The following is a 19,836-nucleotide window of genomic DNA, read 5'->3' on the forward strand; positions in this document are numbered from 1 at the left end:
GGAGGAATGGCCGAGTGGTTGAAGGCGGCGGTCTTGAAAACCGTTGAACGAAAGTTCCGTGGGTTCGAATCCTACTTCCTCCGCCATCGCTTTTGTAGTCAGTAAAAGTAGTCATAGCAGTCATAGCGGCAAAAAACGCAGTTCATGTTGAAACGGAGAGCTGGCCGAGTAGGTCGAAGGCGCACGCCTGCTAAGCGTGTATACTGGGAAACCGGTATCGAGGGTTCGAATCCCTCGCTCTCCGCCATTTTTTTTGCAGCAGGCAGCAGGCTAGTAGCATCGAAGTTGCGGAGGTCTTGGTGAAGCGGTTGATGAAACTGCTGGTTTTGTCATCTCTAGTCGCTATTGGTTTCACAACTGGCTGCAACGAGAAGCAGAAGCAAGAGCAGGCAGCGGTTAAGCCACAACCGGCAAAGCCTCCTACTGAAGTTGTAGTCCCCGATGACGTCAAACGGAAATGGAAGGCAGTAGAGATAGCCGTTTCCGACAAGCAGCATAATCAGCAGAAGGTGTACACGATCAAACTGGGAAGCGAATTGAAGATCCCTGGGTCGAACCTGACGCTTCGAGTGGAAAATTTCCTGCCGCATTTCGTGATGGAGGGGACCACCCTCACCTCACAGTCCAACCAGCTGGTTAATCCGGCGGCGCAGATCGTGATCCGCGAGGACGCGAAGGAGATTTACAAGGGTTGGCTCTTCTCGCTTTACCCCACCACGCATGCGTTTCAGCATCCGCTTTATGGTTTCACATTGGTCGATTACCTGCCGGCCAGTTGACATAGTTTGCGCTCGTAGCTCAGCTGGATAGAGCAACGGACTACGAATCCGTAGGTCGGGAGTTCGAATCTCTCCGAGCGCGCCATTAATACACCAAGGGGTCTTAGGACTCCTTACCTGATCTTTAGTTTGCGCCCGTAGCTCAGCTGGATAGAGCACAAGACTACGAATCTTGGGGCCGGGCGTTCGAATCGCTCCGGGCGCGCCATTTACCTGAAAGGGACTACAGCGGTTGCTGTATGTCCCTTTTTCTTTATGCTTTACCGGTGCAGCAATGGACCGTGAAGACCAAAGGAGGAAAGTAAAATGAATGTGTCGGTTATCTACAAGGCCAATGTCACAGACGAGGTGCTCGACGCCCTGGCAGGAAAACTCCCGGCCATCATCTCCGAGCTTTTGGAGGTGCGCGGCGCCAAGATCGCCATTTTAAAGCCCGAGCAGATCTCGCTGCAGTTCTCGCTGGCGAACGTCAGGGACGTCGGCGCTGACCTGAGGATCATCGTCCTGGCCCGCAGCGTCGGCCCGAGGACCTCGGCCGAAAACAAGCTGGCGACCGCCATCCTGGACAAGGTGCTTCCCCTGGCGGGAGATAAATTCTCCATCGCCATCCGCCTCTACCTGACCGAAATCGGGGCCGCGGAGTACGCCCCCGCCTAAAGCAGAAGCGATTCCGTTTCCTGGAAAGCAGAAGGCCACCCGGCTCAAAAGGGTGGCCTTTTCCGTGACCGCCCCCCCATTTGCCGGCATTCACTCCTGCCGAAAAAATCTATCCTTCCAAAATCCCCTAATTCCCAAAGAGAAGTTGCCGAAAAGGTCATCGTGATCTGTCTCAATCACAGGGGCGTCAGACTAAACGTCCGCCTCGATTGTGTGTAAGGCTTAATGCGATCTGAACCAAAATGTAGGAATCACCGATTGACAAATTGTCACGTTGCTAAGATAGTGATCGCCTCTTGCTAAATTGAGTCTGTCGACTTTGCTGCGGGGGGACCGGATGAAACGGTTTCTCCAGGAGGACGCTGATGGGTACCTGCATCTCCCGCCTTGTTACGGGGATCTTTCTTCTGACCACGCTGGGCGCTCCCCTGGCCTTTGCGCAGCAGGAGGGGGAGGGAGCCGCCGCCCCGGCGCTGGGGGAAATGGACCTGGAACAGTTGACCAACCTCAAGGTGGAGCAGGTGTACGGGGTCTCGAAGTTCGAACAGGCGGTAACGGAGGCTCCTGCCTCGGTCTCGGTGATCACCGCCGACGAGATCAAGCACTATGGGTGGCGTACCCTTGCCGACGTGATCAGGTCGAGCCGCGGGTTCTTCACGAGCTATGACCGCAACTACAGCTACATCGGGACGCGGGGCTTCAGCCGCCCCGGGGACTACAACACCCGCGTGCTCCTTCTGATCGACGGGCACCGGATCAACGACGCCATCTACGAGACCGCCGCGATCGGAACCGAGTTCATACTCGATCTGGCGCTCATCGACAGGATCGAGATCATCCGCGGGCCCAGTTCCTCGCTTTACGGTGCGGGCGCCTTCTTCGGGGTGATCAACGTCATCACCCGCAGCGCCAAACAGATCGAGGGGGGGGAGGCGGCGGCCTCGGGGGGAAGCCAGCGGACCGGAGCCGGGCGCCTGACCTACGGGAAGAGTTTCGACGGCGGAGAGTTCGTCGCCTCCGGGTCGGCCTACAAAAGCCGCGGCAACGACTCGCTCTTCTACCCCGAGTTCAACGACCCCGCCACCAACAACGGCATCGCAAGCAACATGGACCGGGACCGGAATTATTCCCTGTTCGCTTCCGGGCGCCTGCACGACTTCACCCTGACCGGGGCGCTGATTTCCCGGGATAAACGGATCCCCACCGCTTCGTTCAACACCATCTTCAACGACCCACGGACCCATTCCGTCGACCGGCGCAGCTACCTCGACCTCAAGTACGACAAGGCGTTGGAAGGGGGGACCGGCGTCACCGCCAGGCTCTTCTACGACGAGTACCGCTACCAGGGGAATTTCGCCTACGAAAAAGGCCTGGACGACCCCGGTTTCTACCCGCCCACCTACCTGAACCGGGACGATCATCTGGCGCGCTGGTGGGGGGGGGAGGCCCAGGCGAGCCGCCAGGTCCTGCCGCGCCTGCAGCTTACCGCCGGCGCCAGCTTCCGGGACAGCTTCCTAAAGCTTCCCAACTACGACGCAGTGCCACAGGGGCGCAGAGTGGAGAACGACCACAGCGACCTCTTCTTGGCCCTGTTCGGGCAGGGGGAGCTGCGCCTTTTCGAGCACCTGATCGTCAACGTCGGGGTCCGCCACGACCACTACCAGACCTTCGGCGGCGCGACCAGCCCGCGCCTGGCGGTCATCTACACGCCGGTCGAAGGGACCGTCTTCAAGTACATCGAGGGAAAGGCGTTTCGCGCCCCCAACGCCTACGAGCTCTACTACAACGACGTCTTCGACACCAACGTCGCCAATCCGCGCCTGGCGCCCGAGACGGTCAGGACCAGGGAGCTGATCTACGAGCAGTACCTGGGCGAGGTGCTTAGAACCAGCCTGAGCCTGTTCCAGAACAAGATAGAGAACCTGATCAGTTACCAGAACCTTCCTTCAGGAGAGGTATCCTTCGGCAACGCCGGCCGGGTGAAGGCGGTGGGAGGGGAGTTCGAGGTAGAGGGGCAGTGGGCAAGCGGCTTCGCGGCGAGGACCAGCTACAGCTTCGTCTCGGCCCGCGACGAGGGGCAGGACCAGCGGCTGGACTACTCGCCGCGTCAACTGGCCAAGCTGAACCTGACCGCGCCGCTTTACCGCAAGAAGCTTTTCGCTGGGGTGGAACTGCAGGGGACGGCCCGCCGCGACTTCTCCCATAACGGCGTGCAGACCGCGGCGCCGGGATACCTGATCGCCAACGCCACCCTGTTCTCCACCGGGATACTCCCGTCGCTGGACCTCTCTTTATCCGTCTACAACTTCCTGGACCGGCGCTACCAGGACCCGGCCACGACCGACCACAGGCAGAGCCTGATTGCGCAGGACGGCCGGACCTTCAGGGTCCAGGCCACCTACGGTTTCTGAAAGGAGGAGAGCCCTGATTCGACGCCACTGTCCCATACCGGCTGCAGCCGGACTACGCTGTCTGCCGATACTGCTGGCTCTTCTTTTCCTGCACGCCTTTGAGCCGAGGGCCGAGGGAGCCCAGGAATACCAGGTGAAGGCGGCGATGGTTGTCAACCTGTCGAAGTACATCGAGTGGCCGGCGGAGGCCTTTCCCCGCACCGGCGCCCCCCTGCAGATCTGCAGCGTGGGACGCGGCCCCTTCTCGGCGGCCCTGGAGCAGTACCAGGGGAAGACGGTGCTGGGGCACCCGCTGTCGCTGCGGCGCCTGGCCACGGGGGACGAACCGTCGGAATGCAACGTCCTGGTGGTGAGCGGGATCGAGAAGAGGTACCTCGCCGGGGTCCTGGACCTGGCGCGCCGGCGCGGCGTGCTGACCGTTGGGGACATCCCGGACTTCGCCCGCTTCGGCGGCGTCATAGGCCTTGTGGAAAACGACGGGCGGGTGCGTTTCGAGATCAACCTGAAAGCGGCCCAGCAGTCCAGGGTCAAGATCAGTTCGCAGCTGCTCAAGCTGGCCAAGCTGATAAGAGAGGGTGACCAATGAGCCCCTTGCGCCTGAGTTTCGTGAGGAACCTGCCGCTGAAGCGCAAGCTGATGCTGATCATCATGCTCTGCTGCTGCGCCTCCCTTTTGGCGGCGTCCATATTCTTTCTCACCAGGGATGCCAAGGGGCTGTACCAGGTGCAGCGGGAAGACCTGGTCTCGCTGGCGGAAATCATCGGAGCCAACTCCGCCTCGGCCCTGGTCTTCGACGACCCGGAATCCGCGCAGCGGACCATCGCCCCGCTGGCGAGCAAGCGCTCCATCCTGGCCGTTTACGTATTGACCAGCGAAGGGCAGATCATGGCGCGCCACGTGGCGCCGGAGGCGGGAAACGCGGAGCTCCCGCTGGAGCGGCTGGGGTCCTCCCCCTCGCCGGCTGCCGTGCTCGCGGCCGTGGAGACCATCAGGAAAACGGCCGAAAAGAACAGCGCCGTCTCCGGTTTCGACTGCCTGGTGCAGCCGGTCTACTTCGACTACGAGCGGGTCGGCACCGTCGTCATCCATGCCGACACCGAGCTGTTCCGGAAAAACCTGCGCTGGACCGCGACGGTCACCCTGCTTTTCATGCTGGTCACCGTCATCGCGGCCTATTTCTTCTCGGCCAAGCTGCAACAGATGATCTCCAGGCCGCTACTGGATCTTCTCTCCTCCATGAAGGACGTCTCCGCCAGCAAGAACTACGCGATAAGGGTGGCGAAGCCCTCGGACGACGAGATCGGGCTTCTCTACGACGGCTTCAACGAGATGCTCTCCGAGATCGAGGAGCGCAACCAGATCCTCAGGCAGCGCCAGGCGCACCTGCAGCAGCTGGCGCACTACGATCCGCTGACCCGGCTCCCCAACCGCACCCTGTTCTACGACCGGCTGGCCCAGGCGCTGTACCAGGCCGAGCGGAGCAGGCAGGCCCTGAGCGTGATCTTCATCGACCTGGACCATTTCAAGGACATCAACGACACCCTCGGGCACCGCACCGGGGATCTGTTGCTGATCGAGGTGGCCAGCCGGCTCTCCACCGTGGTGCGCAGCTGCGACACCGTGGCGCGGCTCGGGGGGGACGAGTTCACCATATTCACCCAGAACGTGGTGAACGCCGAGAACGCGGCCATCGTGGCGGCGAAGCTGAACGGGCTCTTCGCCAAGCCCTTCCATCTGGGCGAAAGCGAGATCTACGTCACGGCCAGCATCGGGGTGACCCTGTTCCCGCACGACGGCAAGACGGTGGACGAGCTGCTGATGAACGCGGACATCGCCATGTACCACGCGAAAGCCTGCGGCAAGAACGTCTACAAGATGTTCGACAGGAAGATGAACGAGCACGCGACCGAGAGGGTGACGCTGCTGTCGGACTTAAGGCTTGCGCTGGAGCGCGACGAATTCGTGCTGCACTACCAGCCCAAGGTGGACCTCCTCACCGGCAACGTGACCTCGGTGGAGGCCCTGGTGCGCTGGATGCACCCGAGGCTGGGGATGCTGGCGCCGGACAAGTTCATCCGGCTGAGCGAGGAGAGCGGGTTCATCGTGGAATTGACCGACTGGGTGCTGCGCACCGCCTGCAGCCAGGCCAAGAAGTGGCAGGAGCAAAACCTGGGCTCGGTGCGGGTGGCGGTGAACCTCTCGCCCTACCATTTCCAGCGCCAGGACGTGAAGGAGGCGATCTTGTCGGTGCTGGAAGCGACGGGCCTTGAGCCGGCGCTCCTTGAGATAGAGATCACCGAGTCGGCGCTGATGCAAAACGACGAGTACACCTGTGCGCTGTTCCGGGAGCTGAGGGAACTCGGCATGACCATCTCGGTGGACGATTTCGGCACCGGCTATTCCTCCCTGAGCTACCTGCACCGGTTCCCCATCAACACGCTGAAGATCGACCGGACCTTCATCCTGAACATGATGAAGAGCACCGAGGACCAGGCCATCGTCACGGCCATCATCGCCATGGCCAAGAGCCTCAACATGCAGATCGTAGCGGAGGGGGTGGAGACGGTGGACCAGTTGGAGAAGCTAAAGGATCAGGGTTGCCACGAGATCCAGGGCTTCCTGGTGTCGCGCCCGGTGGCCGCGGACGCGGTCACCGAGTTCTTCACGCCGGAAAACCACCTGCACCAGCACACCGACCCTGCGCAGCCGGAGCCTCCTCAAGGGGCATCGCCGGCAACACGCCCTTAGGCTGCGGCGACGCCGTCTCCCGGCTTCGTGCCGGGAGGGCGGAGGGGGCGGGAAAGGCGCCGATGCGCAGGGAGTTTCCCAGCACGGTGAGGCTGGAGACCACCATGGCGACCGCGGCCAGAAGCGGATGGAGCAGGCCTGCAGCCGCCGCGGCCAGCGCCACCGCGTTGTAGGCGAAGCTTAAGGCGAGATTCCCGCGGATGATGTTCCCGGCGCGCCGGCTGAGCGCGATCAGCCAGGGAATTTGCGACAGCCGCCCCGACAGGATCACCACGTTCCCCGCCACCTGGGCGAGCTCCATCCCGGTTCCGAGCGCGATCCCGGTCTGGGCCGCGGCGAGGGCGGGCGCGTCGTTTACCCCGTCCCCCACCATGGCCACCTTCCGCCCCTTGGCGATGTAGCCGGCGATGAGCTCCAGCTTGCGGTCCGGAGGGGAGGGGGCCTCGACCCGGCGGATCCCCAGCCGCTTGGCCGCCACCTGGGCCGAGGAAAAGCGGTCGCCCGAGAGGAGCACGCTCGTCAAACCCAACCGGTGCAGCGCGTCCAGGGAGCTTGCCGCATCGTCTTTGAGCGGATCGGCGAAATGAAGCCTCGCCCTGAGCCTCCCATCCCACCCCGCGAACACCACCGCACCCTCCCCCGGCAGATCCTCGCACCCCACATCGCCGTCGGCGCATGAGGCGTTTCCTGCCCACATCCTCGTCGCCACCCCTTTCCAGGTCACCGTGCCGCTGATGCCGCACCCAGCCGAGAGCTCGACCTGCGTTGCGGTGCCGGGGGCTGCGCCGCAGGCAGCCGCCGCGGCCTTGACCGCCGCCGCCAGCGGGTGCTCGCTTGCCGATTCCAGGGCGGCCAGCCTCCCCAGCAGTTCGGCGCGGGTCGTGAGCGGATCCAGCAGCTCCATCTCGCTCAGCACCGGGGTGCCGGAGGTGACGGTGCCGGTCTTGTCGAAGAAGACTGTACCAGTGCCGGCTATCCCCTCCATGACGCTGCCGCCGCGCACGACGATGCCGGCGCGCGCGGCACGGGCTACGGCCAGCGAGGTGGCAAGGGGGGTGGCTATCCCCATGGTGCAGGGGCAGGCGACCACCAGCACGGAAAGCGCACTCAGGAGCGCCTGGTCGGGAAGGCCCTTGAATGACCAGCAGATGAGCGCGCCGACGGAGACCAGGAGCACCGCCGGCAGAAAAAGCATGGCCGCCTTCTGCGCCAGCCGCTCGCTCTGCGAAGGGGCGCGCCAGGCCTGCTGCACCATGTCGGCGATACTGTGCAATAAAAGCTGCGACCCGGTCCGGTCGGCGCGCAACAGCAGGGTCCCCTGGCCGTTCACCGTGCCGGCTGTGACCGCGTCCCCTTTGCGGCAGAGCCTGGGGAGGAACTCGCCGGTGAAGGGTGCCTCCTCGATGCTGCTCGTCCCTTCCACCACGGTGCCGTCCACCGCCACTCGCTCGCCCGGCCGCACCCGCACCAGGTCGCCCGGCTGCAGCGCGTCCAGCGCCACCTCGTCGGTCCCCTCCCCGGTCACCCGGAGCGCGGTCCGCGGCAGCAGCGTCTCCAGTGTTTCCAGGAGCTCGCTCGCCTTCCTTTTCACCGACGCCTCGATGAATTTTCCCAGGGTAACCAGCACCGGAAGCATGGTGGCGGTGTCGAAATAGACCTCTCCGGAGCCGACGACCGCGTTCACCGCGCTCAGGGAGAAGGCGGAGAGGGATCCGAGCGCGATGAGGAAGTCGAGGCAAAAGCGCCGCGACGAGATCTCGCGTAGCGCGCCGGAAAGAAACGGGGGGATCAGGATCAGCATGGCGGGGATGGAAAGCACGAGGAGTATGCGGCGGAACAGGGGGATCAGCTGCGTCTCCACGCTCCCGGCGTAGAGGAGCAGGGAAATCATCATCACGTTCATGGCCAGGAGCGCGCCGATGCCGAGCCGGAACAGGTGCCACCCCTGCTCCCCCTGCCGGTTTCCGACGATGGCGGAGACCAGCCTGCAGGCGTGGCAGCAGAAGATCTCCTGCCGGTCGAGAGTAGAGGGGGCTTTCCCAAGCGAGGGGGTTGCCACCGGGAGTCCGCAGTGCGCGCAAGAATAGTGCTCCATGGTGCTAGCGGCCGCTGTCGTAGGCATCGCCCCTCCAGGCGCCGGTCGCGGAATGAGCGCTGGCGCTGATTATCTGCGGCCCGGGGGTGGGGGGGCAGCCGAGGAGCCTGTGGTAGAAGGCGGATCCCCGGAGGGCGGTTCCCAGGGCGAAGAGGAGCAGGACGGCGCCGCCGGCCCGTGCCCCCCAGGCGCGCAGGTGCCATCGGGTGAGCCGCGCCGCGCTCCCCAGTACGAGAAGCGGCAGCGAGGTCCCGGCCGCCAGTGCGGCCATGGTGGCGAGGCCGGAGAGGACGGAGCCGGTCTGCAGGGAATAGGCGAGGAAAGCGACGACGATGGGGCAGGGAAGAAAGCCGGTGACGATCCCCATGGTGAGGGCGGAGCCGGGAGAGGAATCGGTGCAAAGCCTGGCCGCCAGCGCGGAAAGAGTCGAGGAAAACATCCCCCGGTTCGCCTCCCCCCGCAAGGGAAGCAGGCCCAGAAGGCTCGCCCCCATGAGGAACATGACTGCCGCCGCCGCGTAGCTCAACAGGTTTTGCCACAGGCCGTGGCGCAGCAGCAGGAGCTGGAAATAGCCGCCGGTGAAACCGGCGACCGCGCCCAGGAAGAGATAGCTGCTGAGCCTGCCGGCCTGCCACAGGAACTGCCCTGTCAGCATGTCCTGGCGCTCCTTTTCCCGTGACAGGTGCAGCACGAACCCGCCGCACATGCCGACGCAGTGGGCGCAGGCGACGAGCCCGCCGGCGAATCCGATCCAGAGATGGTGAGTGAGGCCTTCAATTTCCAAGATTCCCTCCTCCCCTAGCAGGGGAAAAATCAACTCGCCGCACGGGCGAGGGTGGCCAAAGGCCGGGTGAACGGTTGTGCAGAAGAGCTAACGGGCTCGGGCGAGGGAGCGAACGAAAAGGGCCAGGTGAAAGCGCTGCTCCGGGGGAACCACCCGCTCCAGCACCGGCTCGTGCCCCGCCCCGGTGAGCATGGCCCGAAGCAGCTCCCCGTCGCTGTATCCCACTACTTTCGCTCTCCTCAGGTCGGCGGGTGCCGGGATGTAGCTGTGCCCGACCGGCCCGTCTCCAGCGCCCCCCTCCCCATGGCAGAAGAGGCAGTAGTAGCCGTAGTAGATCCCGCCGCGTTCCAGGTTCTGCGGATTGGCGGGGAGCGGGTTTTTTACCAGCGCCAAAGCGGCGCCGGCGGGAATGCGTGAGGCGTCCGGTTGCGCGCTCACGGTGCCGGGAGGCGGCGGCGGGAGAACCGTCTGGAACTCGCGGAAGTGGTGCTGCACGGTCATCCTGGGCCCCTTGACCAGGAGATAGCCGAAGACGACGGTGAAGATGAGCGGGGGGACCACGATTATCAGCGCGATCAACTTCTTCATTTGCGCGCCCCCTTGGGGACGACGACCGGCAGCGGCATCGCCTCAGGGAGCGGCGCTATCTGCCGCCTGGGCAGCCGCTGCTTCTCGGGGGTAGTGCTGGAATAGATCGATTCAGCCGGCGCGTCCGGGAGCTGCCCGAAGTCCCAGAACCGCGGTGCATCGGCGACAAGCAGGTAGACAATCCAGCCGAAGACCATGATCGTGGCGCTGAAGACCGTGAGGATGATCCATTCCCACGGGGAGGGTAGTTCCTGCTTCTCGTCGTATCGGGGAGTTTCCATGAGTCGCCTCACCAGTTGGGCGGAATCGCGTGGTTTCGGGTTATTTCTAATATGGTGAAGGCCAGGCTCGCCAGGATGAGCAGAATGACGGTCCAGGGGACGAAGCTTTTAATCCAGGCGATAAAGCTGCGCAGGTCCTTGACCTTGATCCTTTCGCTCTCCGTCTCCGTGCCGCGCGGGACCCAAAGTGCCTGGTAGGTGAGGCACATAAGGAGCGTGAGGATGGCGCCTCCCAAAAGGGACAAGACGATCCACTGGTTCTGCAGCACGTACAGGTAGAGCATCATGGCAGTTCCCTCCGCCTTTACCCCTCTTCCGGCCTTGTCTGCTTCCCTTTTGCCTGCGGCGCGGTTTCAGTTGGCGGCTCCAGGTCAGGGATCGCCGCATCCAATGCCAGGTAACGCGCGCGCTCCTGGTTGGAGAACTGCCCGGCGCGTATGGCCCAGAGGAAAAGTGTGCCGAGTGCGGTGCTCATCAGCAGCAGAAAGCCGATCCACAAAAACAGGAATGCGTTTCCTTCCATCGGGTTCACTTGCAGCTCCTTTCCCCAAGGTTTCCCCCTCCCCTTGCGGGAGGGGGGGCTTCGATCTCTCGCCCTTCACGGAGAGAAGACTTGCGGTGATTTCACAATCGGGCTCCCCCGCAATCACGGCACCGGCGCCGGAGGCGCCACGGGCAGTTCCGGCCGTTCCCTTCCCGGAGGGGGATAGCTGTTCTCCCACGCCCCCTCGAAGGAGGCGTCGATGCCGCGGGGTTCGGTGTTGGCGTCGGTGTACCCCACGAAGGAGACGCCCAAATAGTTCGCCAGATCCCAGATCTTCTCGCTCTCCAGGTGCTTCTTGAAGTAGGGCATGGCGGTCCCGGTAATCCCGTTCATGATCTGGTAGTAGAAGATCCCCCCGATGTACCTGTTCTCGACCACGTGCCGGCGCAGGGTGGTGAAGTTCAGCGGCGGCGGGCTCAGAAAGGGCATCGCCGGGCCGTTGCCGTCGCCGACCGGCGAGTGGCAGTTGACGCAGAGCTGCTGGTAGATCCGCTTCCCCCGCTGCAGCGCGGCTTCCGTTGCCGGGTAGGGGTTAGGCATGCGTCGCCAGACCTCGGGGACCTGCGCGTGCAGCCACTCGATGTTGCGGTCGAACCCGCCGCTGTAGGCCTCCACCGCCTGCTTTTTCCACTCCCTCTGCCGCGCCTGGCGCAGGTCCGCATGCTTTCCCCCCTGCGATTGGACGTAGGCGGTCAAGGCCGTTATCTCGCCCTCGGTCAGAAAATCCCACGAGGGCATGAGCGAAATGGGACTGGTGAAGCGGGGGTTGGTGAAATGGGCGATGTTCCAGTCGTCGCTGTGCTCCCCCCCCTCCTGCGAGAGGTCCGGGCCGGTTCTCTCTGAGCCAAGGATGGCGGGCTCGACGCCGACATAGTCGCCCGCCTTGGCGATCCGCTCGGCGCCTATGTCCCAGTCGTTCACCCTGATGAAGAGGGAATGGCAGTAGCTGCAGCCGTTTTTGACGTAGAGCCTGTGGCCGGCCTTTTCCAGCGGGGTGAGCGGGCGCCAGATCTCGGAAGGGGTTTCCTTCATGGTGAGGGAAGGTATCCCGACGATGATGAAGGCGGAGGCCCAGAAGACCATCAGCGCACCGACGATGAGGACGGCAGGGGTCATCTTCATGCCGCATCCTCCGCGCGCTGAAGCTGCGCCCCCTCTTGCTCCTCGCCGCGGCGTAAGGACATGAGCAGGTTGTAGAGCCCGACCAGCGAGGCGGTGAAAATGAAGACCCCGAGGGCTGCGCGCGACGCCATGAAGGGGACCAGTTGGGGTAGCACCCGGAGCACGGTCTCCCCGTTGTGCCAGGCGGTCCCCTGCACCAGCCCCGCCGCGGTCAGCACCAGGAAAAACCCGGTGAGGCCGAAGGTGACCAGGCCGAACTGCAGCGAGACCAGCTTCTTCGAGTAGAGCTCGCGCCCGGTGATGAGGGGGACGATGTGCCACATCGCCCCGAGAGCTATGTAGCCGCCGAAGCCGAGCATGGCGATGTGGGCGTGCCCTACGGTCCAGTTGTTGAAGTGGGTCACCCGCTGCAGGAAGGGGAGCGACTGCAAGGGCCCCTGGATGCAGGTGACGATGTACCAGACGACACCCCCCATGACGAGCCTGGCCGCCGGGTCTCCCCAGATGCGCCGCCCGAAGTTGCGGGCCGTCATCCAGAGGTTGATGACGACGATGGAGACGGGGAGGACCATGGCGATGGAGTCCACAACGGAGACGGTCTTAAGCCAGTTGGGGATGGGGGACTGCAGCACGTGGTGCCCCCCAATGTGCGAGTAGAGCGCGATCAAGAGCCAGAAGCCCAATAGCGACAGGGTGTGCGAGTTGAGCGGGGTCCTCGCCACCCGGGGAATGACGAAGTAGGCGGCCCCGGTGGCAAGCGGGGTGATCAGGAGCCCGGGGAGGTTGTGCCCCCAGAACCAGAGGAAGATGGAGTCGATCAGCCCCGGCATGGCCCCGGTCGCCGGGTGCCACATCACGTTCCCCAGAGGGTAGTTGCTGGCGGTCCAGAGGAAGGTGGCCATGAAGTACCAGATCGAGACGTAGATCTGATCTTCCTGGCGGTTGGCGATGGTGAGCGCGCTGTTGACGATGAGGCAGACCACGGCGATCACCAGCGAGACGTCGGCGAGCCAGACGTACTCGTTGTACTCGCGCCCCTGGGTGATCCCGAAGGCGAACCCCACGGGGCCGCTCAGGACGGTCAGGTTCCAGAAGAAGAAGGCGGCCCAGGCGAGCGGCTCGGACCAAAGCCGGGTCCGCAACAGGGCCGGGAGGTAGTACAGGCCGCTCCCCACCAGCATGGGCCCGACGAAGCCGTAGAGCATGGTGTTGACGTGGACCGGCCGCTCGCGCCCGAAGACCAGCGCGCCCACGTGCGGCAGGAACTCGGGGGCGACCAGGTGTATGGCGGACATGAAGCCGTAGACGGCGCCGACGACGAACCAGACCGAACCGGCCACCATGAAGGCGAGAGCTGCGCTTTGCGGTTTGGATGCGAATTTGAACATGCTTTGCCTGGCTCCTCTCTTCCCGAGATGGGACTACCTGTGGCAAGTGAAGCAGTCGTGCGTCGCGCGGTTGTAGCGGTGGCACTGGATGCAGAAACCCATCTGGAATTTGCGCGCTTTCGAGACCCGGTCCATCCGGGAGACGTCCCCGTGGCAGTGGCCGCAGTCGATGCCGCGCTGGATGTGCATGGAGTGGTCGAAGTAGACGAACTCGGGGAGCCAGTTCACCCGCGCCCAGATCACCGGCTGGTTCGACGCCGCCAGAGCCCGCAGCTTGGCGATGTAGGGGTAGGTCCTGATGATGCGCGAGTGGCAGAGGAGGCAGGTCTGAAGCGGCGGTATCCCCGCGCGCGACGAGCGGTGAGCCTCGCTGTGGCACATGAAGCAGCTGATCTTTTTCACCCCGGCGTGCACCCGGTGGCTGAAGGGGATCGGCTGGCGCGGCCCCAGCCCGACCGGGTAGAGCTGGTCCAGGTAGACGAGGGTCGCGAGGAAGGAGAGGAGCACCACGCAAGCCGCGGCCACCGCCGCCCAAAGGGGCGTCTTCCATTTCTTCATGTTCTTGTCTTCGGAGGCCGGGCTCATGGCTTATCCCCGTCCGCCGCATCCGGCGGCAGGTGGCGAGGGCTGATCAGCATCCCCAGCCCGAGGAGCCCGGTGCACCCGAGGGCGAGCGAGAGCTCGCTCAGGCCGAGCCTTGCCAGCGGATCGAAGGTCGGCGCCACCAGCCACCAGCGCTCCAGCCACATCCCGGCCACGACCAGGAGGGCTACCGCGCCCAGCGTCCAGCGGTTTTCCTTGAAGCGGGCGGGAAGGAGCAGCACCAGCGGCCCGAAATAGACGGTGCAAAGGAGCGCGACGCTCACCGGGGACCAGTTTTCGTTGTGCATGCGCGGCACCAGGAACCGGATCTCCGGGGGGAGGTTCTCGTACCAGAAGGGGAGCAGATGCGCATACATGAGGTAGGTGGTCATCAGGCTGAAGGCGAGCACCAGGTTTCCCAGGTCGTGCAGCTGCTTGGGCTTCGCCCCCCCCTTCAGGCAGGCGATGAGGGCCCAGGCGCTGATGCCGATGTAGAGCCCGGACATGAAGAAGTAGCCGCCGGCCAGGTTGCTGCGAAAGTGTGGGTCGAGCGCCATCACCAGGTCGAAGCCTAAGAGGGAGAAGACCAGGGAGTAGACCACCAGCAGGATGCTTCCCGAGCGCCTACCGCTTCCCCGGCGCCGCCTGGCCAGATGAAAGGCGGCCCAGCCCCAGAACAACAGGAGCGCCGCCAGGTCCCGCCCGAAGAGGAAGCTGTTGTTCAGCCACATCCCCTGGTGGAAGTTCACCCGGTACCAGGGCGCCCAGGCGCCGCTCCCCCCCCAGAGGAGGGCGAGGGCGAGGAGGGAGGGGAGGGCGAAGGCTATGGCGGCGCTGGCGTAGCGCTCCACTCCCTGCTGCCATTTTCCGTTGCAGGTCCTTACCAGCGCCGGCCAGACCACGAGCCCGGCGGAAAGCGAGCTGAAGAAGAGGAAGTTGACCAGGAGCGAGCGCCAGGCCCGCGCGGGGTCCTCCCCCCTAAGCAGGACCGCCCAGAGCGCGATCCCGGCGACGGCGGCCACCCCCCAGGCGACGCCCCAGCTCTTCGAGCTATGTCCGCGGTCACTTGTGGACATGGATTTCCTCCGGGAGGGACGGGGCCAGCAGCTCTTTCAGCCGGTCCACCTCGCCCGCCTTGCAGCTCACCAGAAGGCCGAAGCGGTCGCGGCTGAAGCGGGGGTCGTAATAGGGGGCGGTCTCGAACCGGAACAGGCGGGAAAAAAGGGCGAGCCCCAGGAGATTGGCGAGGCATCCCAGGAGGATGGTCCCTTCGAAGGCGACCACGCAGAAGGGGACCCAGGAGAGGGGCGGCTTACCACCCACTATGAGCCGGTTCACCAGCGCGGTACCGCCGGCGAGCCAGAAGCCGCCGACAAGGCCGCTCACGGCGCCCCCCAGGGTGAAGAGGCGGACCGGGCTATGGCGCTTTTTGAGCACGTGGTCGAGCGCTTCGATCTTCACCGGCGAGAAGCTCTCCATCACCTGGAACCCTCCGTCGCAGGAAAGCTTCGCCGCCTCCACCAGGCGCCCGGCATTGGAGAAGAGCGCCAAGACGCTCGGCCTTTGGGTGGCGATCCTCTCCCGCACCCGGCTGTCGCAGCTCCCCACCGGCTTGATCTCCTCGTCGGCCACCTTCTCCTTCAGCTCGCTCAGAGGGACCGTGGGGAGCGTCTTGGTGAAGCCCAGGAAGAAGAGTAAGAAGAAGCCGAAGGAGCTGGCGGTGATCATGAGTTCGACCCAACTGGGCGCATAGCCGCCGAAGTTGTGCGGCAGGAAGTCGTGCGCCTGCGAGGTGTAGATGATCATCAGCCTCTCGAACCACATCCCCAGGTTGATGAGGAGCGAGATGACGAAGAGGGGGACGAGGCTTGTGCGCATCTTCTTGAAGAGGAAGAGCCAGGGGACGAAGACGTTGCAGACGACGCAGAGCCAGTACATCCATGCCGGGGGGCCGAAGGCGCGCCAGAGGTGGTTCTGCCACTCGATGGGGTCCTCGCCGTACCAGGCGATGAAGGCCTCGACGGCGTAGGCGTAGCCGACGATGGTCGCGGTGAGGATGATGGTCTTCGCCAGCATCTCGAAGTGGCGCATTTCGATCAGGCGCTCCAGGCGCAGGTATCTGCGCATCGGGATCAGCAGGGTGATCACCATGGCGAGCCCCGAGTGGATGGCGCCAGCGACGAAGTAGGGGGGGAAGATGGCGCTGTGCCACCCGGGGAGGAGGCCCATGGCGAAGTCCCAGGAAACGACCGAGTGCACCGAGACCACGAGCGGCGTGGCAAAGGCGGCGAAGAAGAGGTAGGAGCGCCCGTAATGGTGCCACTGGCTCCCGGTGCCGGACCAGCCCAGCGACAGCGCGCGGTAGAGCCGGGTGCGCCAGTGCCTGGGGCCCAGCTGTTCCTGGTGCAGGTCGCGCGCCGCGGCAAGGTCGGGGATCATGCCGACGAACCAGAATATGGAGCTCACCGTGAGGTAGGTGGTGACGGCAAGGACGTCCCAGACCAGGGGGCTCACGAAGTTGGGCCAGATCTGGCGCTGCGAGGGGTAGGGGACGATGTAGTAGGCGGCCCAAAGCCTCCCCAGGTGGATGAGCGGGAAGAGCCCCGCGGTCAGGACCGCGAAGATGGTCATCGCCTCGGCGGAGCGCGAGACGGCGTCGCGCCAGTCGGCGCGCATCAGGTAGAGGATGGCGGAGATCAGGGTCCCGGAGTGGGCGATCCCGACCCAGAAGACGAAGTTGGTGATGTAGACGGCCCAGCCGACGGGGCGGTTCAGCCCGGTCACCCCCATCCCCGCCTGGGTCTGGTACATGAAGGTGAGCGCCGCGAGCCCGACCACCCCCGCGAGCGCGGCGGCGGTGAGGAAATAGGGGAGCGTCGGCTTCTTCAGCGCGCGCAGGACGTCGTCGTTTATCTCGCCGTAGCCTAAGTCAGCCAAGCTCCACCTCCACCCTGCGCAGGAAGGTCACTGCAGGTTTGGTGTGCAGCTCGTGCAGCAGCTGGTAGCGCCGCGGCTCGGTCGCGGCGAGCCTGGAGACGCGCGAGTTGGGGTCCAGCAGGTCGCCGAAGGTGAAGACGCCGGTAGGGCAGGTCTGGGCGCAGGCGGGGACGACCTCCCCATCCTGAAGCTGCCGCCTCTCCCGCGAGGCGCGGTACTCCGCCTGGCGGATGCGCTGCACGCAGAAGGTGCATTTCTCCATGACGCCGCGCGTCCTGACCGTGACCTCGGGGTTCAGCTGCAGGTCGAGAGGCTTGCGCCATTCCACGTTGAGCCAGTTGAAGCGGCGCACCTTATAGGGGCAGTTGTTGGAACAGTAGCGGGTGCCGATGCAGCGGTTGTAGATCTGGGCGTTCAGCCCTTCTTCGTTGTGGACCGCGGCGAAGACCGGGCAGACCGGCTCGCAGGGGGCGGCGTCGCAGTGCTGGCAGTGCAGTGGGAGCCAGGCGTAACGAAGCCGGTCCCCGGGCATCCGGTAGGGGGGGACCCTGAGCCAGGCCATCTCGCGCCCACCCCTGACCAGCTCCTTGCCGATCACCGGGATGTTGTTCTCGGCGTAGCAGGCGACGGCGCAGGCCCCGCAGCCGATGCAGCGCTGCAGGTCGATAGCCATCCCCCAACGGTGCTTCTTGTGCTCGTGCGCCGGGTACATGTCTTCCTCCGGGCGGTGCCCCTTGGAGAGGGGAAGGTCGAGGCGGTCCCCCTCCCCCGGCTTCATGACTCGCAGCTCCGACACCGGCACCGCCTGCAGCAGCTCGCGATGCAGCTGGTTGCGGGTCGGGGCGGTGGCGGTCATGCGGTCGCCGGCGCCGCCGGGGACCTTGGCGATGCGGCAGGGGGCGAAGGTCGAGCCACTGTTCACCCCCCCAAGGAGCAAGAAGGCGTTGGCCCCGATTCCCTTGGCGTTTTTTCCCAGCGCCGTGTGCCCCTGTCCCAGCCCTACGGCCACCGTCTGCAGGCCGACCTCCTCGGTGATCCGGGCGGGGGCGCGCAGGGAGCCGGTGGCAGTGGAGATCTGGACCATCTCCCCCTCCTCTATGCCGAGTGCTTCGGCCTGGCGGGGGTTCATGTCCACCCAGTTCCCCCAGACCACAAAGGAGACCGGGTCGGGCGCTTCCTGGAGCCAGCCGCGGTTGGCGAGGCGGCCGTCGTAGAGCATGATGGAAGGCCAGGCCCAGAGCTCGGCCTGGTCGGGCTTGGGAAGTGGCGTCACCCCCGCCGCCGCGAAGCGGAGCCCGCCCTTTGCCTGCAGCGCGGGTTGCGCAGCCGGGGACTTCGGGCGGGTACTCCAGTCCCCCCCCGTTCTGAGGGCCCCGGCCCAGGCTGCTTCCCCCCCCGGAGCGCTCCACCCGGCTTTGAGCCAGGAGGCGAAGTCGGCGGGGGGCTCGGCGCTCCCCTTGCGGGAAAGGGGGCGCCGAGCCAGACCGGCCATCTTGAGGAAGAGATCCCCCGCGCTGCGGGTGTCGTGGATGCGTCCCATTCCGGGTTGCATCAGGCCGCGGACCCCCGGTTCGGGTTCATATTCCCCCCACGACTCCAGCGGGGAATCGATGGGGAGGACCCAGTCGGCCATTTGCGCCGTCTCGTCCGGCATGGTTCCCAGGTAGACCACGGTCCCGGCGCGGCGCAGTTGCGCGGCCGCTCCGTTTCGGCTGTAGGCGGGATTGGTGTCGTGCACGAACAGGACGTCGTTGGCTCCGAGCGATCCGAGCAGGGCGGCAAGTTCCGCTTCGCGCGCGGTGCGGCTCAAGGCGTGCGGGCGGGAAAAATCCACGGTCTTCCCGACGGCTCCGACGGCGTAGTTTAAAAGCGCTACGCAAAGCGCCGTGTCGGACGCCACAGCTCCCTTGGCAGCCGAGGGGCCGGCGAGCGCCAGCGGGGCACGGGCGTTGGCGAACGCCTGCGCCACCTGCAAGAGCGTCGCCTCGGGTATGGCGGGAACCTGACCCGCTCCCTTCAGCATGCCGTCGAGCGCCCCCCTGAACGGGGTGAGGTCGTTTTTCTGCCAGCCGCGCTCGATGACGAGCTTCAATAGCGTCGCGGCCACCAGCCGTTCCTGCCCGGGAGGGACCTGGATGAAGCTGTCGGCGTTGGAGGCGGTCATGGAAAGCCTGGGCCCGACGTAGACCATGCGGTTCTGCGCCTCGTCCTGCCGGAAGCCGTGCATGTCGGCGAACTGGCGCGCGTAGGAAACCGGCGACACCCAGGTTTCCAGGAAGTCGGCGGCGAAGCTCAGGATGTAGTCGCTATTTTCCAGGTCGTGGTGCGGCACCACCGGCAGGCCGAAGAGCTCTTGGTGCGCGGCCCGCATCGGTTCGTAGTTGAACGCTTCGTGGAAGAGGAGTTTTCCGCGGAAAGCGGAGGCGAAGCCGGTCATCACCTCGGCCAGCGCGCCAGTCTGGAGGCTGGAAAGGATGACGGCGCGCCCGCCGGAGATAAGGCGCGTGGAGATGGCGGAGAGGGCGTCCTGCCAGTTGCTCGGCCTGGAGGCGCCGCCGCTGCGGTAAAGGACTTGCCGGAGGCGGTCCGGGTCGTAGAGCCCTTGCGGCGCCGACTGCCCCCGCGGGCAGAGGGCGCCCCGGTTCACCGGATGCGCCGGATTCCCCTCCGCCTTGGTCACCCTCCCGTCGCGGTGGGAGAGGTGCATGCCGCACCCCGCCGGGCATTCGCGGCAGGTTGTGGCGAAGACGGTCCAGGAACCCGGACGGATGTTCTCCGGGGGAATCACCTTGGGGATCAGCTTGTTGACCAGCTTTCGCGGCGGCTCGGTGACCAGCGCGATGCTGCTCCCTCCGGTCACCCACAAAAAGGTCCGTCTAGACATATCTGACATGGTGCAACCCCGTGATCCAAACAAATC

At 65.0% G+C, this 19,836-nt stretch carries 17 protein-coding genes and 4 tRNA genes; 9 read left to right on the forward strand and 12 right to left on the reverse strand.

The genetic code is table 11. The features are described 5' to 3' along the window. The 9 genes from GBEM_RS00535 to GBEM_RS00575 all read left to right on the forward strand — a co-directional run bounded on the left by GBEM_RS00535 (window position 1) and on the right by GBEM_RS00575 (window position 6,595). Window positions 1-86: transfer RNA gene (locus GBEM_RS00535), tRNA-Ser, on the forward strand. Between the two features lie 68 nt (window positions 87-154). Next, a tRNA-Ser gene (locus GBEM_RS00540) sits at window positions 155-247 on the forward strand. Between the two features lie 52 nt (window positions 248-299). Beyond that, window positions 300-779 (forward strand): DUF2155 domain-containing protein, encoded by a 480-nt coding sequence (locus GBEM_RS00545; RefSeq protein ID WP_012528548.1) that lies wholly within the window; start codon window positions 300-302, stop codon window positions 777-779. Window positions 780-787: 8 nt separating this feature from the next. After that, a tRNA-Arg gene (locus tag GBEM_RS00550) sits at window positions 788-864 on the forward strand. A 46-nt stretch (window positions 865-910) separates the two neighbouring features. Then, window positions 911-987 (forward strand) — tRNA-Arg (locus tag GBEM_RS00555). Between the two features lie 98 nt (window positions 988-1,085). After that, window positions 1,086-1,436: a hypothetical protein gene (locus GBEM_RS00560; protein ID WP_012528549.1), complete on the forward strand. Its 351-nt coding sequence runs from the start codon at window positions 1,086-1,088 to the stop codon at window positions 1,434-1,436. 365 nt (window positions 1,437-1,801) lie between these two features. Continuing rightward, window positions 1,802-3,847, forward strand: a complete 2,046-nt coding sequence (locus GBEM_RS00565) for a TonB-dependent receptor plug domain-containing protein (protein WP_012528550.1) — start codon at window positions 1,802-1,804, stop codon at window positions 3,845-3,847. A gap of 133 nt (window positions 3,848-3,980) precedes the next feature. Then, a complete protein-coding gene (locus tag GBEM_RS00570) occupies window positions 3,981-4,433 on the forward strand; it encodes a YfiR family protein (protein WP_226373908.1) in 453 nt (150 codons plus the stop codon). Then, the gene (locus GBEM_RS00575) at window positions 4,430-6,595 is read left to right on the forward strand and encodes an EAL domain-containing protein (RefSeq protein ID WP_012528552.1); all 2,166 of its coding nucleotides are present in this window, start codon (window positions 4,430-4,432) and stop codon (window positions 6,593-6,595) included. Before GBEM_RS00570 ends, GBEM_RS00575 begins: the two co-directional genes overlap by 4 nt. On the opposite strand, the gene GBEM_RS00580 is transcribed toward GBEM_RS00575, so the two are convergent. The 12 genes from GBEM_RS00580 to GBEM_RS00635 all read right to left on the reverse strand — a co-directional run bounded on the left by GBEM_RS00580 (window position 6,510) and on the right by GBEM_RS00635 (window position 19,809). After that, on the reverse strand, window positions 6,510-8,717 hold the full coding sequence (locus GBEM_RS00580) for a heavy metal translocating P-type ATPase (RefSeq protein WP_012528553.1): 2,208 nt from the start codon (window positions 8,715-8,717) through the stop codon (window positions 6,510-6,512). The genes GBEM_RS00575 and GBEM_RS00580 overlap by 86 nt on opposite strands. Next, the gene (locus GBEM_RS00585; RefSeq protein WP_012528554.1) at window positions 8,695-9,474 is read right to left on the reverse strand and encodes a sulfite exporter TauE/SafE family protein; all 780 of its coding nucleotides are present in this window, start codon (window positions 9,472-9,474) and stop codon (window positions 8,695-8,697) included. Before GBEM_RS00585 ends, GBEM_RS00580 begins: the two co-directional genes overlap by 23 nt. 87 nt (window positions 9,475-9,561) lie before the next feature. Then, complete coding sequence (locus GBEM_RS00590) at window positions 9,562-10,062, reverse strand: c-type cytochrome (RefSeq protein ID WP_012528555.1); 501 nt, start codon at window positions 10,060-10,062, stop codon at window positions 9,562-9,564. Then, the gene (locus GBEM_RS00595) at window positions 10,059-10,343 is read right to left on the reverse strand and encodes a hypothetical protein (protein ID WP_012528556.1); all 285 of its coding nucleotides are present in this window, start codon (window positions 10,341-10,343) and stop codon (window positions 10,059-10,061) included. Before GBEM_RS00595 ends, GBEM_RS00590 begins: the two co-directional genes overlap by 4 nt. A gap of 8 nt (window positions 10,344-10,351) precedes the next feature. Beyond that, window positions 10,352-10,630, reverse strand: coding sequence for a hypothetical protein (locus tag GBEM_RS00600; protein ID WP_012528557.1), 279 nt, complete (start codon window positions 10,628-10,630; stop codon window positions 10,352-10,354). 17 nt (window positions 10,631-10,647) lie between these two features. Then, window positions 10,648-10,866: a cbb3-type cytochrome oxidase assembly protein gene (locus GBEM_RS00605; protein ID WP_226373985.1), complete on the reverse strand. Its 219-nt coding sequence runs from the start codon at window positions 10,864-10,866 to the stop codon at window positions 10,648-10,650. 123 nt (window positions 10,867-10,989) lie between these two features. Further along, window positions 10,990-12,009: a cbb3-type cytochrome c oxidase subunit II gene (locus GBEM_RS00610; RefSeq protein ID WP_012528559.1), complete on the reverse strand. Its 1,020-nt coding sequence runs from the start codon at window positions 12,007-12,009 to the stop codon at window positions 10,990-10,992. Then, the gene (locus GBEM_RS00615) at window positions 12,006-13,397 is read right to left on the reverse strand and encodes a cbb3-type cytochrome c oxidase subunit I (protein ID WP_012528560.1); all 1,392 of its coding nucleotides are present in this window, start codon (window positions 13,395-13,397) and stop codon (window positions 12,006-12,008) included. The genes GBEM_RS00610 and GBEM_RS00615 overlap by 4 nt, the downstream gene beginning before the upstream one ends. Before the next feature lie 33 nt (window positions 13,398-13,430). Next, window positions 13,431-13,982: a cytochrome c3 family protein gene (locus GBEM_RS00620; protein ID WP_012528561.1), complete on the reverse strand. Its 552-nt coding sequence runs from the start codon at window positions 13,980-13,982 to the stop codon at window positions 13,431-13,433. Continuing rightward, window positions 13,979-15,055 carry a hypothetical protein gene (locus GBEM_RS00625; RefSeq protein WP_012528562.1) on the reverse strand — a complete coding sequence of 359 codons (1,077 nt, stop codon included), beginning with the start codon at window positions 15,053-15,055 and terminating at the stop codon, window positions 13,979-13,981. The genes GBEM_RS00620 and GBEM_RS00625 overlap by 4 nt, the downstream gene beginning before the upstream one ends. Beyond that, window positions 15,042-16,916: a quinol:electron acceptor oxidoreductase subunit ActD gene (locus tag GBEM_RS00630; RefSeq protein ID WP_012528563.1), complete on the reverse strand. Its 1,875-nt coding sequence runs from the start codon at window positions 16,914-16,916 to the stop codon at window positions 15,042-15,044. Before GBEM_RS00630 ends, GBEM_RS00625 begins: the two co-directional genes overlap by 14 nt. Next, window positions 16,909-19,809, reverse strand: coding sequence for a 4Fe-4S dicluster domain-containing protein (locus GBEM_RS00635; protein WP_012528564.1), 2,901 nt, complete (start codon window positions 19,807-19,809; stop codon window positions 16,909-16,911). Before GBEM_RS00635 ends, GBEM_RS00630 begins: the two co-directional genes overlap by 8 nt. Window positions 19,810-19,836: the final 27 nt, after the last annotated feature.

The organism is Citrifermentans bemidjiense Bem, from assembly GCF_000020725.1.
Taxonomy (GTDB): Bacteria; Desulfobacterota; Desulfuromonadia; order Geobacterales; family Geobacteraceae; genus Geomonas; species Geomonas bemidjiensis.